Below are 16,583 nucleotides of genomic sequence, written 5' to 3' on the forward strand. Positions count from 1 at the left end.
TCATTCCTCCCACAACTGGACGGTTTTCAGGATGTCGCGGCGGTTGGCTTTCTTCGCACCGAACATGTTGGTGTCGGAACTGCCGCTGCAGCCGCTACCAAAGCTGAAACCGCAACCGGAGCGCTCGGCAAAGGCGTCGCTCATGGCGTCTTCACGATGCGCGCTCGGTACCACAAAGCGGTCTTCGTAGTTGGCGATTGCCAGGTAGCGATACATCTCCTCGACCTGGGCCACACTCAGGCCGACATCCGCCAGCACCTGCAGGTCCTGCACGCCGTCGACTTGCTCGGAACGTTTGTAGGCGCGCATCGCCAGCAAGCGTTTAAGCGCACGCTTGACCGGTTTTTCATCACCCGCCGTCAAAAGGTTCGCCAGGTACTTCAGGGGAATACGCAGGCTGTCGACATCCGGAATCACCCCGTTCATGCCGACAGTGCCGGCGGTCGCGGCGTTCTGGATCGGCGACAGTGGCGGCACGTACCAGACCATCGGCAAGGTGCGGTATTCCGGGTGCAGCGGCAGGGCGAGTTTCCAGTCCACGGCCATTTTGTAGACCGGCGAACGCTGAGCGGAATCGATCACCGATTGCGGTACGCCATCGGCCAGGGCCTGACGAATCACTGCCGGATCGTTCGGATCGAGGAAGATCTCCAGTTGTTTCTCGTACAGGTCCTGCTCATTGGCGGTGCTCGCCACTTCGCTGATGCGGTCGGCGTCATACAGCAGCACGCCGAGGTAGCGGATGCGCCCGACGCAGGTTTCCGCGCAAACGGTCGGCATCCCGGCTTCGATACGCGGGTAGCAGAAGATGCATTTCTCGGACTTACCGCTTTTCCAGTTGAAATAGATCTTCTTGTACGGGCAGCCGCTGATGCACATCCGCCAGCCACGGCATTTTTCCTGGTCGATCAGGACGATGCCGTCTTCTTCACGCTTGTAGATCGCACCGCTCGGGCACGATGCCGCGCACGTCGGGTTGAGGCAGTGCTCGCAAAGGCGCGGCAAATACATCATGAACGTGTTTTCGTACTCGCCGTAAATGTCCGCCTGAATCTTGTCGAAGTTCTTGTCCTTGCGACGTTTGGCGAATTCGGTGCCGAGGATTTCTTCCCAGTTCGGACCCCACTCGATTTTTTCCATGCGCTTGCCGGAGATCAGCGAACGCGGACGCGCGGTGGGCTGATGCTCGCCCAGCGGCGCGGTGTGCAGGTGCTGGTAATCAAAGTCGAACGGTTCGTAGTAGTCGTCGAGGCTCGGCAGGTCCGGGTTGGCGAAAATGTTTGCCAGCACGCGGAATTTACCGCCGATGCGCGGGTTGATCGTGCCGTTGGCGTTGCGGATCCAGCCGCCCTTCCACTTGTCCTGGTTTTCCCATTCTTTCGGGTAGCCGATCCCGGGTTTTGATTCGACGTTGTTGAACCAGGCGTATTCCATGCCTTCGCGGCTGGTCCAGACGTTTTTACAGGTGATCGAACAGGTGTGGCAACCGATGCATTTGTCCAGGTTCAGAACCATGCCGATTTGTGAGCGAATCTTCATCTCAGTTCTCCTCAATATCGGTCGGCAGCGGACGTGGCAGGTCATCGCCACTTGAACCATCGAGCCAGTCGACTTTGGACATTTTGCGCACCACGACGAATTCATCGCGGTTGCAACCGACCGTGCCGTAATAGTTGAAACCGTAGGCTTGCTGCGCATAGCCGCCGATCATGTGGGTCGGCTTGAGCACGACACGGGTAACCGAGTTGTGATGGCCGCCACGGGTCTTGGTGGTTTCCGAACCTGGCACGTTCACGATCCGTTCCTGTGCGTGATACATCATCACCATGCCGTCCTTGACGCGCTGGCTGACCACCGCCCGGGCGGTCAGTGCACCGTTGACGTTGAAGCACTCGATCCAGTCGTTGTCCTCGATGCCGGCGCTTTTCGCGTCATTCTCCGAGAGCCAGACAATCGGCCCGCCGCGGCTGAGGGTGAGCATCAGCAGGTTGTCGCTGTAGGTGCTGTGGATGCCCCATTTCTGGTGCGGGGTAATCCAGTTCAGGACGATTTCGATCTCGCCGTTGCTGCGCTTGCCTTTCACCCCTTCGATGGTGCGGGTGTTGACCGGCGGCCGATAACTCATCAGTTGTTCACCGAATGCCTGCATCCACGGGTGATCCTGATAGAACTGCTGGCGACCGGTGATGGTGCGCCACGGGATCCCTTCGTGAACGTTGGTATAGCCGGCGTTGTAGCTGACGTGATCGTCTTCGAGGCCCGACCAGGTCGGGCTGGAAATGATCTTGCGCGGCTGTGCCTGAATGTCGCGAAAACGAATCGCCTCGTGGGCCTTGGACAGCGCCAGGTGGCTGTGGTCGATGCCGGTAAATTCCGACAGCGCGGCCCAGGCCTTGACCGCCACCTGGCCGTTGGTTTCCGGCGCCAGGGACAGAATCACTTCAGCGGCATCGATGGCCGTGTCGATTTTTGGCCGACCCTGGCTGATACCGGCATCGCCTTCTTTGTGATTGAGTTCACCGAGGAATTTCACTTCGTCTTCGGTGTTCCAGTTGATGCCCTTGCCGCCGTTGCCGTGTTTTTCGAGCAATGGCCCGAGGGACGAGAACTGTTTGTAGATGTTCGGGTAGTCACGCTCCACCACGTGCAGATTCGGTGCGTTTTTGCCCGGCACCGGCGCTACACCGGCACTTTTCCAGTCGGTGCCGCCAAACGGCTGGGCCAGTTCGCCGACGCTGTCGTGCATCAGCGGGATGGTCACCAGATCCTTCTCAACGCCCAGGTGCCCTTCGGACATGCTGGAAAACGCCTTGGCGATGCCTTTGTAGATTTCCCAGTCGGAACGCGATTCCCACGCCGGGTCGATCGCTGCCGACAACGGGTGAATGAACGGGTGCATGTCCGAGGTGTTCATGTCGTCTTTTTCGTACCAGGTTGCGGTCGGCAACACGATGTCGGAATAGACGCAGGTCGAGGACATGCGGAAGTCCAGCGTAGTGACCAGATCAAGCTTGCCGATGGCGCCCTCATCCACCCATTCGGCTTCTTCAGGTTTGCAATCGCCGACCTGGCCGATGTCTTCGTTCATCACCCCGTTTTTGGTGCCCAGCAGGTACTTGAGCATGTACTCGTGGCCCTTGCCCGAGGAGCCCAGCAGGTTGGAACGCCAGATGAACATGTTGCGCGGGAAGTTGACCGGGCTGTCCGGCTGTTCGCAGGAGAAGCGCAGCGAACCGTCCTGCAGCGACTTGACCACGTAGTCTTTCGGGTCCATGCCGGCCGCCGCCGCGTCACGGCAAATGTGCAAAGGGTTAGTGTTGAGTTGCGGTGCGCTGGGCAACCAGCCGGCGCGTTCGGCGCGGATGTTGTAGTCCAGGGCATGCTCAGGGAACTGTGATTTATCGGCCAGTGGTGAGAGCACGTCGTGCATGCTCATCTTCTCGTGGCGCCACTGCGAACTGTGGGCGTAGAAGAAGCTGGTGCCGTTCATTTGGCGAGGCGGACGGTTCCAGTCCAGGCCGAACGCCAATGGCAGCCAGCCGCATTGCGGACGGAGTTTTTCCTGGCCCACGTAGTGCGCCCAACCGCCACCGGTCTGACCGACACACCCGCAGAGCATGAGCATGTTGATCAGCCCGCGGTAGTTCATGTCCATGTGGTACCAGTGGTTCATCGCCGCGCCGACGATGATCATCGAGCGGCCCTTGGTCTTGTCGGCGTTGTCGGCGAACTCACGGGCGATCTGGATGGCCTTCTCGCGGCTGACGCCAGTGATCTGCTCCTGCCAGGCCGGGGTGCCGGGCACCGAGGCGTCGTTGTAATCCTTGGCGACGTTTTCACCCCCCAAGCCACGGTCGATCGCCAGATTGGCCGCCGACAGGTCGAACACAGTGGCCACTTTGGCCACACTGCCGTCCGCCAGCACCACGCAGTGTACCGGCACGCGGCGGTATTGCACGGCATCGCCGGCCACGTGCTGGAAGTGTTCGTGGGACTCGCCGGCAAAATACGGGAACGCCACTTCGGCCACGTCATCGCCGATCAGGCTCAGCTTCAGATCGATCTCACGGCCTTCGCCGCCTTCGCGGGGAAGGATGTTCCACTTGCCCTTCTCTCCCCAGCGATAGCCGATGGAGCCCTGAGGGGACACCAGTTCGCCACTGACATCCAGCGCGATGGTTTTCCATTCCGGGTTGTTTTCCTGGCCGAGGTTGTCGGTCAGGTCGCTGGCGCGCAGGAAACGGTCTGGCTGGTAACCGGCGCCCGGTGCCTTGTCGACCATTTGCTTGAGCAGCACCAGCACCGGCAAATCGGTGAAGCGCTTGGCATAGTCGGTGAAATAGGCGCTCGGTTTGTCCAGGTGGAATTCTTTGAAGATCACATGGTTGAACGCCTGGGCCAGCGCCGCATCGGTGCCTTGTTTAGGGTTCAGCCACAGGTCGGTGAGTTTGGCGACTTCCGAGTAATCCGGGGTGATCGCGACCGTCTTGGTGCCCTTGTAACGGACTTCGGTGAAGAAGTGCGCGTCGGGGGTACGGGTCTGCGGGACGTTGGAACCCCAGGCAATGATGTAGTTGGAGTTGTACCAGTCGGCCGATTCCGGCACGTCGGTCTGCTCGCCCCATACCATCGGCGAGGCCGGTGGCAAGTCGCAGTACCAGTCGTAGAAACTCAGGCAGGCGCCACCGATCAGCGACAGGTAACGCGAGCCTGCGGCATAGCTGACCATCGACATGGCCGGGATCGGCGAGAAGCCGACGATCCGGTCCGGGCCGTATTGCTTGATCGTATAGACGTTGGCCGCGGCAATGATCTCGTTGACCTCCTCCCAGTTGGAGCGGATGAAGCCACCCATGCCACGCTTGCTTTTATAGGAGTCGGCCTTGGCCTTGTCCTCGACGATGCTGGCCCAGGCTTCCACTGGCGCCATGGTCTGCCGCGCATCGCGCCAGAGCTTGAGCAATGGCTTGCGGATTTTCGGGTACTTGAGCCGGTTGGCGCTGTAGATGTACCAGCTGTAACTGGCACCACGTGGACAGCCACGGGGCTCATGGTTCGGCAGATCGTTACGGGTACGCGGGTAGTCGGTCTGCTGGGTTTCCCAGGTGATCAGGCCGTTCTTGACGTAGATTTTCCACGAGCAGGAACCGGTGCAGTTCACCCCGTGGGTGGAACGCACGATCTTGTCGTACTGCCAGCGCGAACGGTAGACGTTCTCCCAGTCACGGGACTCTTTGCGGGTCTCGCCATGACCGTCGGAAAACTCGTTTTGCTTGCGGTTGAAAAACCGCAATTGATCCAGTAAATGACTCACGGTGTAGTCCTCTCAGGCTTTGTCGCGGGGTCTGTGCCCCGCCCACGCAATGGTTGGATTCGGCTCGACTCAGCAGGGTGTCGCGGCGCCTTTGCGCGCGTACCACCACCACGTCACCACGATGCAGCTCAGGTAAAAGCCGACGAACATGTAGAAGGCCATCTCCGGGCCGCCGGTCAGGGCCATCGAAGAACCGAAGGATTTGGGAATGAAGAACGCACCGAAGGCGCCCATGGCCGAACTGAAGCCCAGGACGGCGGCGGACTCTTTGCCGGCATTTTTCAGCGCTTGTTCGCGCACGGCGGCTGATTTTCCAGCCGAGGCTTTCTCATGCTGGGTGCGGAAGATCACCGGGATCATGCGGAAGGTGGAGCCATTGCCGACGCCGGTGGTGATAAACAGCAGCATGAACAGGCCGAGGAAGCCGTAGAAGTTGCCGCCCTGGCCACTTTCGGGAAGAAAGTGCAGAACACCGAAGACCATCACGATCATCAGCACGAAGTTCCACAAGGTCACTTTCGCGCCACCGAGCTTGTCGGCCAGCCAGCCACCCAATGGCCGTACCAGAGCGCCAACCAGTGGACCGAGAAAGGCAAACTTCAAGGCAATGACGTCAGGAAACGAGGTTTTGATCAGCAGCGGAAACGCGGCGGAGAAACCGATGAACGAACCGAAGGTCGCCAGGTACAACCAGCACATCAGCCAGTTGTGTTTGCGTTTGAAGATCACCGCCTGTTCGCTGAACGAGGCCCGGGCACTGGACAGATCATTCATGCCAAACCAGGCCAGCACGGTCACCAGGACAATAAACGGTACCCAGATGAAGCCGGCGTTCTGCAACCACAACTGGCCGCCGTCCGGCAGTGCTTGCGGCGAGCCGCCCATGAAACCGAACACACCGAAGGTAATCACCAGCGGCACACAGAACTGCATCACCGAGACGCCCAGGTTACCCAGCCCCGCGTTGAGGCCAAGGGCCGTGCCCTGCTGCGACTTGGGATAGAAGAAACTGATGTTGGACATGCTCGACGCGAAGTTGCCGCCACCAAAACCGCAGAGCAACGCAATCAACACGAACACGCTGTAGGAGGTGCTCGGGTCCTGCACGGCGAAGCCCATCCAGATCGATGGCAGCAACAGCGACGCGGTGCTCAGGGCGGTCCAGCGACGGCCACCGAAGATCGGCACCATAAAGGAATAGAAGATCCGCAAGGTCGCCCCGGACAGCCCCGGCAACGCCGCCAGCCAGAACAGCTGGTCGGTGGTGAAGGAGAAACCGATGGCGTTCAAACGCACGATCACCGTGCTCCAGACCATCCACACCGCAAAGGCGAGCAGCAGCGCAGGAATGGAAATCCACAAGTTGCGCGTGGCGGTCTGTTTACCGCTACTTCCCCAGAACGCGGGGTCCTCGGGGCGCCAGTCATGAATGACCGGGCCTTTGTCAGGCTTTTGCAGAACGGACATGTTCTTCTCCTAGGGCAATGCTGGAAATCGGGGACGGTGTCAGCAGCGGCGCTTTACCCAGCACCGGGCTTTTGCGTATTTCGCTGAAGTACATCCAGGTGAGGGAGACCCAGACCACGCCGTACATCAACATGAAGCAGGAAGAGCGCACGCCGGTGAGGTCCACCAGGGCGCCGAACAGGATTGGCAACACGAAGCCGCCCAGGCCACCGGCGAGGCCGACGATGCCGGACACCGCACCCATGTTTTTCGGGTAGTCATTGGCGATGTATTTGAAGACCGAGGCCTTGCCGAACGCGAAGGCGATGCCCATGACGAACAGCAGTACGGTGAACAGCGCAGGGTTGAGGCCGATGTGAAAATCCACCGGGCCGTTGATCGTTTGCACTTGCAGTTGGGTCTGGGGATACGAGAGCAGGAACAGGCAGATCCAGCTGACCCACAACACCCACCAGGTCACGCTTTGCGCACCCCAGCGATCCGACATCCAGCCACCGACCGCACGCAGCACGCCACCGGGCAGGGAAAAACAGGCCGCCAGCAGCGCCGCGCTTTGCAGGCTGAAACCGTATTCCTGTACGTAGTATTTGGTCATCCACAGCGCGAGGGCGACGTAGCCACCGAAGACGATCGAGTAATACTGGCAGTAGCGCCACACGGCCGGGTCCTTCAGCGAACTCAATTGCTCACGCAACGTGGCGCCCGAAGCGCTGCGGTGGTTTTTGTTCTCGGCGCTGAGGAACCAGAACAACAGCGCGGTGATAAATAGAATGGCGCTGAAAACTTTCGGCACCAACTGCCAACTGCCGGCAGCGATCAATGCCGGGGCCAGAAACTTGGTCACCGCGGCTCCGGCGTTACCGGCGCCGAAGATGCCCATGGCGAAGCCCTGATTCTCCTTGTCGAACCATTTGGCGACGTAGGCAATCCCTACCGAGAACGAGCCGCCGGCCAGGCCGACGAACAAGCCCAGCACCAGGAACTGCCAATAGGCGGTGGCGTGACTGATCAGGTACAGCGGCGCGACGCAGGCCAGCATCAGCAGGAAGAACACGCTGCGCCCACCAAAGCGGTCGGTCAGCAGCCCCAGTGGCAGACGCACCAGCGAACCGGTCAGCACCGGCGTCGCGGCCAGCAGGCCGAACTGGGTTTCGTTGAGCTGGAGAAGGTCCTTGATCGGCACCCCGAGCACGGCAAACATCATCCAGACCATGAAGCAGACAGTGAAGGCCAATGTGCTCATGCCCAGCACCAGGCCTTGTCGTACACGGGGTTCGGTCACAATGCTCTCCAGTCAGTTAGCCATGGCGGCAGACTAGAGAGGCCAACCCCGCAAAAACTTGACCTACGTCAACGAAGCCCATGGGGGCATAGGCCTATGCTTGCGGGGTCTACCTCTAAGGAGGTAGTACAGAAGAACCCTGAAACCGTTTGTTTATCAGTGTCTTAAGGTTTTTCGCCAAGGTTTTTGCTGACAAGGATCAGTCGACAACTCTTTAGAGGTAGCGCGCCCGGGATCGGCGGCAAAGCCCTGACCTGGGGTTCCGCATGCTCTGTTTTCCTGAAATTTTCCGGGACCTGCGCTGATGATGCGCTGGTTGCGCAGCTCCCTGCCCGCTCGCGCCGGGCTGGCCGTGATCCTGATCGCCGTGCTCGCCCTCGCCAGTTCGTTGAGCGCCGGACTGATCGCCTGGTTCAGCCAGGGTGATGCGGCTGCCATCAACACCGCAGGCTCTGTGCGCATGGAGACTTACCACCTGAGCTGGAAACTGGCCGCAGGGGCAACCGGCGAAGAAATCCTGGCCATCACCGACAGCCTGCAAACCCGTCTAAACAGCCAGTCACTCAAAGCCGTGCTGGAAGATGGCCCGACCACCGCGCTGCAGATCAGCTACGGGCAAATCCAGCAACAATGGAACGAGGATTTGCGTCCGGCACTGGAGCGCGGTGATGCCGCCTATTTTCAGGTCCAGGCCTTGTCCTTCGTTGAGCAACTGAACCATTTCGTCGACCTGTTGCAGCGCCAAAGCGAACAGAAGCAAGGCTGGCAACAAGTTATCCAGGGCTTGGCGCTGTTCACCACGATGATCGTCCTGCTGCTTGGGCTTTACGAACTGCAATATGGCGTGGTCACGCCCTTGAAAGAGTTGGTGGACGCGACCCAGCGCTTTCGTCGTGGCGATTTCAAGGTGCGGGTCAACCATCAGTCCCAGGACGAATTGGGCCAATTGGCCATGAGTTTCAACGCCATGGCCGAGACGATCGAAGACTCGCATCGCACCCTTGAGAGTCAGGTGCAGCAAAAAACCCTGAACCTGCAACAAGCCAATGCGGCCCTTGAATTGCTGTACCAAAGCAGTCGGAGCCTGGCCACACGCCTGGCCAATGCCGAAGGTTTGGATGAGTTGATCCGGCGCTTCCAGCAACGCCTGCCCGGCTTGCGCCTGTCGCTGTGCCTGCAAGGTCAATTGCAGGCCCCGGCCCAACAGTTGCTCGCCCTGCATGGCGCCAACATCCGCGAAGTTTGCGCCAGCAGCGATTGCGCCACGTGCCAGAAACACCATAAAGCCAGCCCGCAAACCTTCAGCATCAGCAACCAGGGCAGCGAACTGGGTGAGCTCAAGGCGCATTTTGTCGATGGACACCCGACGCAAGCCTGGGAAACCCAACTGATCCAGGCCCTGGCCAACCTGATCGGCACCTCGCTCTCGCTCAAGCGCCAACGGGAACAGGATCATCGCCTGCTGTTGCTCGACGAACGCACGATCATTGCCCGCGAGCTGCACGACTCACTGGCCCAGGCCCTGTCCTACATGAAGCTGCAAGTCAGCCGCCTGCAAACCCTGATGCGTCGTGGCGAACCGATCGAGACCCTGGAAAACGTCACCGCCGAACTGCGCGAAGGGTTGAACAATGCCTACCGCCAGTTACGCGAATTGCTGACCACCTTTCGCTTGCAGATTCACGATGCGGGGCTGGTGCAGGAGCTCAAGGACACCGCCGAAGAATTCTCCCGTCGCGGGGAGTGCCAGGTGCACCTGCACGTCGACGCGCTGGCCTTTCAATTATCGGCCAGCGAACAAATCCACATTCTGCAGATCACCCGCGAGGCGCTCTCCAATTGCCTGCGTCACGCCCATGCGCAAAACGCCTGGCTGCAACTGCGTCAGGACGGTGAAACCGTGAGGCTCATCGTCGAAGACGACGGACGTGGCTTCAGCGGCAACGTCGACCAACGCGAGCATCACGGCCTGAAAATCATGGATGAGCGGGCCCGCAGCTTGCGCGGTCAACTCGAAATAGTCTCCAGGGAGCCGCAAGGCACCCGTGTCCAACTGGAATTCCAACCGGAGTTTCTGGGACAAAAAACAGAAGGTAGCGTCACATGAACCCGTCCCTGCAACACACCATCCTGCTGGTCGATGACCATCCGATGATGCGTCACGGCATCCGCCAGATGCTCGAGCTCGAAGATGATTTCCTGATCGTCGGTGAAGCCAGCAACGGTGAAGAAGCGCTCGGACTGATCGAGCCGCTGCAACCGGATCTGGTATTGCTCGATAACAACATGCCGGTGATGAATGGCATTGAAACCCTGCGCCAGTTACGGGCGATGCACTACACCGGCAAGGTGCTGCTGTTCACGGTCTCGGATGCCGAAGACGATATTCGCGACGCACTGCGTCTGGATGCCGACGGCTACCTCCTCAAGGACATGGAGCCCGAACTGTTGATTCAGTACATCCGCAATGCCTTGAACGGCGAATTGGTGATCAGCCCGGGGCTGACCCAGGTCATGGCCCAGGCACTGCGCTCACCCCAGCGCCAGACCGTGGTGGAACTGACCGAGCGTGAACGTCAGGTGCTGAAAACCATCGCCAGCGGCTTCAGCAACAAAGTCATCGGGCACAAGCTCGGCATCACTGAAGGGACGGTCAAGGTTCATGTGAAAAACCTGCTGCACAAACTCGGCTTGCGCTCGCGGGTCGAGGCCGCCGTATGGGCCATGGAACATCTGCGCAATGCCGGATGACGGGCATGCCTCTTTGGAGGTAGGCCGGCAGAGGCATAGGTCATCTGGCCGACGCTCTCTACTATGAGCGTCAGCGGAGGTACGCCATGCTGACCCACCCTTCCATCGTTTTAACGTTGCGCCGTCACCATCTGTTCAGCCAACTACCGGAGAAAATCTTCGAGGAAGTCTGCGGCCTGGCGATGCTCAAGCGCCTGAGTTGTCACAGCACACTCATGCACCAAGGGGATCCGGCCAAGCGTTTCTTCCTGTTGGTCAGCGGCCAGATCAAATTGTATCGGCTGACCGGCGAAGGCCAGGAGAATCTGGTGGAGATCATCCAGCCGGGCCAGACCTTTGCCGAAGCCTTACTGTTCAGCCAGGCCCGTCTCTACCCGGTCAGCGCCACGGCGCTGAAAGACAGCGTACTGGTGAGTATCGAGGGCAACCACTACCGCAATGCCCTGGAAGATCAGCCGAAAGTCTGCCTGGCGATCCTGGCGAGCATGAGCGTGCACCTGCACCTGCGTCTGCGCGACATCGACACCTTGACCATGGCCAGTGCGAGCCGCCGGGTGATCAATTTCCTGTTGCAGGAACGCAACCCGGTCAGCGGTTTGATTGTGTTGCAGGTGTCCAAACGCCTGGTGGCCTCGAAGCTGGGCATTCAGCCGGAAACCTTTTCGCGGATCTTGCACCGCCTGGTGGACAGCGGCCTGATCGCGATGGAACGCCGCAATATCAGCATCCTCGCCGAAGAGGATCTCGCGGCCTTCCAATAGTCGTAATTGACCGCCGTCAATGCGCAATGCCACCGCTCTTGCAGACTGAAGAAGTCCCTCCATGGAGAGTGCTGATGCCCCGTTCAACCTTGCCGCTGATTTATGCCTGCTCAGGCTGCTCAAACGTCGCCCAACTGGCCAATACCCTGGCCGTGCGGCTTGATCGCTGCGGACTGGCGGAAATGTCTTGCATCGTCGGTGTTGGCGGGCATGTGGCGGCGCTGGTCAACAAGGCCCGCTCGGGACGGCGGATTTTTGCGCTGGACGGCTGCCCGCTGCAATGCGTCGAAAACTGCCTGAAGCAACATGGCCTGCACGCGGACGTGCACTTGATTCTTAGCCATTACGGGTTGCGTAAACGCAATGGCGAGGATTGCACGCCAGCGCAGGGGGATGAGTTGTTCGAAGAGATCAGGCAGTTGATTGCGAGTGATGCTCGCCAGCATGAAAAACGCCAGTAAACGATGGTCTGACAGCCACCGAAAATCCAACAGGGGGAGCGAGCCTGCTCGCGAAGGCGGCGTGTCAGTCAGCCTCCATATGGATGGACTGGCCCCTTCGCGAGCAAGCTCGCTCGCACAGTTAATCTGTGTGGGTCAAACCGTCGCCAACCCCTTCCCTGCCCGCTCCAAATTGCGCCACAGCCACACAGGCAACACGTCGGGATCGAGGCTGTCGATCAGGTTCTTCAGCGCCAGCCCCAACTCCGTATCCCCCTCAATCACCAAACGCCTGCGAAAGAACAACGTATCCGGATCCTCCTGACGGCTGGCCAGCAATAAAAACTCGCGCCAGTTACCGCTGATGGTCACATGCGCCGTGGCATGCTCGGCAATTCGCAACCCTTGACGGGTCAGCGTCAAATACCAGGACAAGCCCAAATCCGGAATCCGCAGGCACAACCAGCGCCCACGCAACACTTCAAACTCGCCGTCGCGCAAAGGCTCGGCAAGGCAACGATTCAACGCCTGCTGCAACGCCAGACGCTGCACTGCAAAAGGCACCCGGCGCACCAACGGCAACAACCGGTCGGCGCCTTTGAGCAGCCACTTCTTCCGATTCAACACAAGCCGACCTCCTCGATGCGCAACATGCCGGCCTGGCCATGCCAGTAACCGTTACAACCGTCGACGAACACCGGCGGTGTCTCGCCCAGACGAACCCGTTGATAGGCGGCAATGACCTGCGCCATGCCTTGATAACGAGGGCTCAGTCGCAACAAATCAGCGCCGCAGGCCACCAGCCCCGCGTAATCTGCCAGGAGATTGGTCACCTCGGCCGACATTGTTTGAATGCCGTTAATGGTGAACAGTGCTTGCCCTTCCTGACTGGTCAGCGGCAGGCCGTCGGGGTAGTTGATGCAGCAAAACTGGCAGTCGTCCTTGGGCCGGTTTTCCGCCCGCGCGGTGAAGCAGCGTGCGGAATAGGCCAACGGCAAATGCCCGTAAGCAAAGACTTCGACTTCCGGGACCTCTCGACCCAGTTCCCGCACCTGATCGAGCACATCGCTAATCAGCGTCGCCGAACACTCCACGGGCGGCACCCAACGGGTCATCCCGCCGTCCAGCAGTTGCGTGAGCGTATGCCCGTTGTACACATTCAGCGCAGGACCGCCCACGAACGGCAACTTGCGCTCGGCCAGAAACTGCACCGCGCCCATGTCGTTGGCTTCCACCAACAGTTGGCCGTTGTCGCAGAGCCGCCGCAGGCTAGAGAGTTCGGAGGCCGCTTCGATAAGCGTCAGGCTGGAGAGAACCAGTTGTGCCTGGCTGCAGTCTTGTAACTCGCGCCCCAGCCCCAACCATTGATCCAATGAAAATGACCGGCGTTTCGAGCACACGGTTTCCCCCAGATAAATCACATCCAGGGGCAAGGCCGACATCTCGGCGTAAAAGTTGCTGAGTTGCGCTTTGTCCCAATAAAACAGGACCGGTCCAAGGCTGAGCTTCATGTCGCCTCCCTCATTGCCATGATCGATGGTAAGCACCCAAAGTGGTCTGGCTGCCTTCGGACAAACCGGCCAACACCCGGCGCCATTCCTCCTTGACCCGAAAACTGCCCGGCGAGCCACGATGGGCATCCAGCGCCGCACGCCAGACACGGGTGACTTGTTCGACATACGCCGGGCTGCGTTGCCGGCCCTCGATTTTGACCGCCTCGACGCCGATGGCCGTCAATTCCGGCAGCAAGTCCAGGGTGTCGAGGCTGGTGGGTTCTTCCAGCGCATGAAAGCGTTTACCGCCGACCAGGAAACGGCCTTTGCACAAGGTCGGATAACCGGCGGGTTCCTCAGGGGTGTAACGGTCGATCAGCACTTCACTGAGCCGTGCGCTCAAGCCGTCGGCGTCTTCGCTCCAGCGCACCGCTTTGGCCGGCGAACAGACGCCACAGAGGTTCGGCGACTCACCGGTAATGTACGAAGACAGATGGCAACGCCCTTCAGCCATGATGCACAAGCTGCCGAAGCCAAAGACTTCGATGGGCACCGGGCTGCTTGCAGCGACCTGGCGCACCTGCGCCAACGACAACACCCGAGGCAGTACCGCGCGACGAATTCCGTAGCGCTGCGCATAAAACTCCAGGGCCGCGGCATGGGTCGCCGAACCCTGCACCGACAGGTGCAGCGCCAGTTGCGGATGCCGCTGGCTGGCGTAGTTGAGTACGCCGGGGTCGGCGGCGATCAGCGCATCCACACCAAAATCGGCGGCGCGATCAACCGCGCGCTGCCAGCGTTCCCAGCCCTTGGGTTGCGGGTAGGTGTTGACCGCGACGTAGAGTTTGCGTTGGTGCTGACGGATGTGGGCGACCGCCGCGTCGAATTGTTTGTCGTCCATGTTCAGCCCTGCAAAATGCCGGGCATTGGTGTCATCGCGAAAACCGACATAAACGGCATCGGCGCCTTGGCGCACCGCCGCTTTCAGCGCAGGCAGGTTGCCTGCCGGGCAGACCAGTTGCATGGGTAATCCTCATGGAAAAACGCGTCTGGACCCTCCCTCGATGCCTGTGGCACAGCGATCGAAAAAGGCGCTGCCAGTCTAGCGAGACCGGCAGGCACGGCCTTGACGGCAATCAATTGCGATCAATGCATCAGGTCGGCGAAGGACAGGAACATCACGTTGTCGTGCTTGAGCACTTGCTGCTCGCACTCGATCACCGCCAGGCCATCGGCCCAGCACGCGGCGGTCAACATCGCCGAGCTTTGCTGAGGGTGCAGCTCCACGCTCAACTGACCATCAGCACCGGGTGTCAGCCGAGCCCGCAGGTACTGCCGACGTTTGTTGCGCTGCAACCAATCGAACCCGGCGGGCACGGCCAGTGGCGCCGGCAACACATCGCTGACGCCCTGAGCCCTGAGCAGGAACGGGCGCACCACCACCAACGCGGTAATCAGCGCCGCCGAAGGATTGCCCGGCATGCCGATCCAGGGTTTGCCGGCGACTTCGCCGAAGGCCAGCGGCTTGCCCGGCTGAATGGCCAGCCGCCAGAAATCCAGGCTGCCGAGTTCCTCGATCGCTTGTTTGAGGTGATCTTCCTCACCCACCGAGACGCCCCCCGAACTCAACAACAGGTCGCATTCCGAAGACGCCAGGCTCAAGGCATGCCGGCTGGCGGCCAACTCATCGGCCATGACGCCATAGTCATGCACCTCGACCCCCCAACCGCTCAACAACGCGGCGAGGCAGTAGCGATTGCTGTTGTAAATCTGCCCGGGCGCCAATGAATCACCCGGTTCACGCAGCTCATTGCCACTGCTGAGCAAGCACACCTGCAACGGTCGATAGACCTCGACCCGCCCGATGCCAGCGCCAGCCAGCAACCCCACTTCTTGCGCACGCAGACGTTTGCCGGCCTGGATTAACAGGTCGCCGCGGCGAACCTCCTCACCTTCTTTGCGCACGTGATCGCCAGTACTGACGGGCGGGAACCACACGCGCTCGCCCTCGATCCGACAACGCTCTTGCGGCACCACGGTGTCGGCGCCTGCAGGTAATGGAGCGCCGGTAAAAATCTGCACTGCTTGCTGCGCGAGCAACGGTGAGCACGCCGAATCCCCCGCTGCGATTCGTCCGCCAATCAACAACCAGCCACCCTCCGGTGGCAGGTCAGCGGCCCTGAGGGCATAACCGTCCATGGCGCTGTTGTCCCAGGCCGGCAGGTTGACGGGGGAATGAATGTCCGCCGCCAGCACCCGACCCAAGGCTTGATCCAGGTCGATCTTTTGCGCCAGGGGCGGCGGCGGTGCCTGGTCCAGCAAACGATTGATGGCCTCGTCCACCGGCATCAAGTGACCAAGGTCACACACCCGGCCGGTCATGAGCGGGTCTCGCAGGCGTCGACGACCCGTTGCCCTTGCGGTTTCAAATGGGGGGCGAAATTGCATGGGCCGGTGCGGCTGTCCAGCTGTTCGAGCAGGATCTGGTTCCAGGCCGTTCGACACGCGCCCGGCGAACCCGGAACGCAGCACACCAGCACGCCATTGCTCATCCCCGCCAATGCCCGGGATTGCAGGCTGGACATGCCGATTTCCGCAAGGGACACCTGACGAAACAGTTCACCGAAGCCTTCCACGTGTTTGTCCAGCAACGGCAAGACCGCTTGTGGTGTATTGTCGCGCGCGGTGAAACCGGTGCCGCCGGTCATCAATACCACCTGCACCTTGGGGTCGGCGATCCAGTGGGAAACCTTGGCGCGGATCTGATAAATGTCGTCCTTGACCAGACCACGATCGATCAATACATGCCCGGCCGTTTGCAGCAAATCCGTGAGGGTCTGCCCCGAGGTGTCGGTGTCAAAGGTGCGCGTATCGCTGATGGTCAGTACGGCAATGTTCAGGGGTTCAAACGTGCGTTGCGCCAGATGGGCCATATCCAAGCCTTCCCGTAAATGAGGGTATGGGGCAAAGCCTGAACTGGAATGCCCGATGAGCCTATTCCTCCAAGGAGGTACCTCTACAGGGACATATGAAGAACGTGTAGGCCACACGATACCTGTGGGAGCGAGCCTGCTC

The 16,583-nt window shown here is 60.3% G+C and carries 13 protein-coding genes; 4 read left to right on the forward strand and 9 right to left on the reverse strand.

Annotation, left to right across the window (positions count from 1 at the left end):
- The 4 genes from narH to BLU63_RS27665 all read right to left on the reverse strand — a co-directional run bounded on the left by narH (position 1) and on the right by BLU63_RS27665 (position 8,063).
- Complete coding sequence (gene narH / locus BLU63_RS27650; protein ID WP_010460230.1) at positions 1-1,539, reverse strand: nitrate reductase subunit beta; 1,539 nt, start codon at positions 1,537-1,539, stop codon at positions 1-3.
- 1 nt (position 1,540) lies between these two features.
- Entirely contained in the window at positions 1,541-5,314 is a 3,774-nt protein-coding gene (locus BLU63_RS27655; protein WP_083376768.1) for a nitrate reductase subunit alpha, read from the reverse strand.
- 69 nt (positions 5,315-5,383) lie between these two features.
- Positions 5,384-6,781, reverse strand: coding sequence for a NarK family nitrate/nitrite MFS transporter (locus BLU63_RS27660; protein ID WP_077748435.1), 1,398 nt, complete (start codon positions 6,779-6,781; stop codon positions 5,384-5,386).
- Complete coding sequence (locus BLU63_RS27665) at positions 6,759-8,063, reverse strand: MFS transporter (protein ID WP_077748434.1); 1,305 nt, start codon at positions 8,061-8,063, stop codon at positions 6,759-6,761. Before BLU63_RS27665 ends, BLU63_RS27660 begins: the two co-directional genes overlap by 23 nt.
- Before the next feature lie 304 nt (positions 8,064-8,367).
- Between BLU63_RS27665 and BLU63_RS27670 the strand changes: the two genes are divergently transcribed.
- The 4 genes from BLU63_RS27670 (at position 8,368) to BLU63_RS27685 (ending at position 12,036) form a co-directional block, all read left to right on the forward strand.
- The gene (locus BLU63_RS27670; RefSeq protein WP_077748433.1) at positions 8,368-10,170 is read left to right on the forward strand and encodes a HAMP domain-containing protein; all 1,803 of its coding nucleotides are present in this window, start codon (positions 8,368-8,370) and stop codon (positions 10,168-10,170) included.
- Positions 10,167-10,814: a two-component system response regulator NarL gene (gene narL, locus BLU63_RS27675; protein ID WP_010460222.1), complete on the forward strand. Its 648-nt coding sequence runs from the start codon at positions 10,167-10,169 to the stop codon at positions 10,812-10,814. The genes BLU63_RS27670 and narL overlap by 4 nt, the downstream gene beginning before the upstream one ends.
- An 86-nt stretch (positions 10,815-10,900) precedes the next feature.
- Complete coding sequence (locus BLU63_RS27680; protein ID WP_010460219.1) at positions 10,901-11,575, forward strand: Crp/Fnr family transcriptional regulator; 675 nt, start codon at positions 10,901-10,903, stop codon at positions 11,573-11,575.
- A gap of 74 nt (positions 11,576-11,649) precedes the next feature.
- The gene (locus tag BLU63_RS27685) at positions 11,650-12,036 is read left to right on the forward strand and encodes a putative zinc-binding protein (protein ID WP_083376769.1); all 387 of its coding nucleotides are present in this window, start codon (positions 11,650-11,652) and stop codon (positions 12,034-12,036) included.
- A gap of 135 nt (positions 12,037-12,171) precedes the next feature.
- Here BLU63_RS27685 and ubiT read toward each other — a convergent pair whose 3' ends face one another.
- The 5 genes from ubiT to moaB all read right to left on the reverse strand — a co-directional run bounded on the left by ubiT (position 12,172) and on the right by moaB (position 16,441).
- A complete protein-coding gene (gene ubiT, locus BLU63_RS27690; RefSeq protein WP_010460215.1) occupies positions 12,172-12,642 on the reverse strand; it encodes a ubiquinone anaerobic biosynthesis accessory factor UbiT in 471 nt (156 codons plus the stop codon).
- On the reverse strand, positions 12,636-13,526 hold the full coding sequence (locus tag BLU63_RS27695) for a U32 family peptidase (RefSeq protein ID WP_083376770.1): 891 nt from the start codon (positions 13,524-13,526) through the stop codon (positions 12,636-12,638). Before BLU63_RS27695 ends, ubiT begins: the two co-directional genes overlap by 7 nt.
- 10 nt (positions 13,527-13,536) lie before the next feature.
- Complete coding sequence (gene ubiU / locus BLU63_RS27700; protein ID WP_010460211.1) at positions 13,537-14,532, reverse strand: ubiquinone anaerobic biosynthesis protein UbiU; 996 nt, start codon at positions 14,530-14,532, stop codon at positions 13,537-13,539.
- A 122-nt stretch (positions 14,533-14,654) separates the two neighbouring features.
- Complete coding sequence (locus tag BLU63_RS27705; protein ID WP_010460208.1) at positions 14,655-15,890, reverse strand: molybdopterin molybdotransferase MoeA; 1,236 nt, start codon at positions 15,888-15,890, stop codon at positions 14,655-14,657.
- Positions 15,887-16,441, reverse strand: a complete 555-nt coding sequence (moaB, locus tag BLU63_RS27710) for a molybdenum cofactor biosynthesis protein B (protein WP_010460206.1) — start codon at positions 16,439-16,441, stop codon at positions 15,887-15,889. Before moaB ends, BLU63_RS27705 begins: the two co-directional genes overlap by 4 nt.
- Between the last annotated feature and the right edge of the window lie 142 nt (positions 16,442-16,583).

It is taken from the genome of Pseudomonas mandelii (assembly GCF_900106065.1).
Taxonomy (GTDB): Bacteria; Pseudomonadota; Gammaproteobacteria; order Pseudomonadales; family Pseudomonadaceae; genus Aquipseudomonas; species Aquipseudomonas mandelii.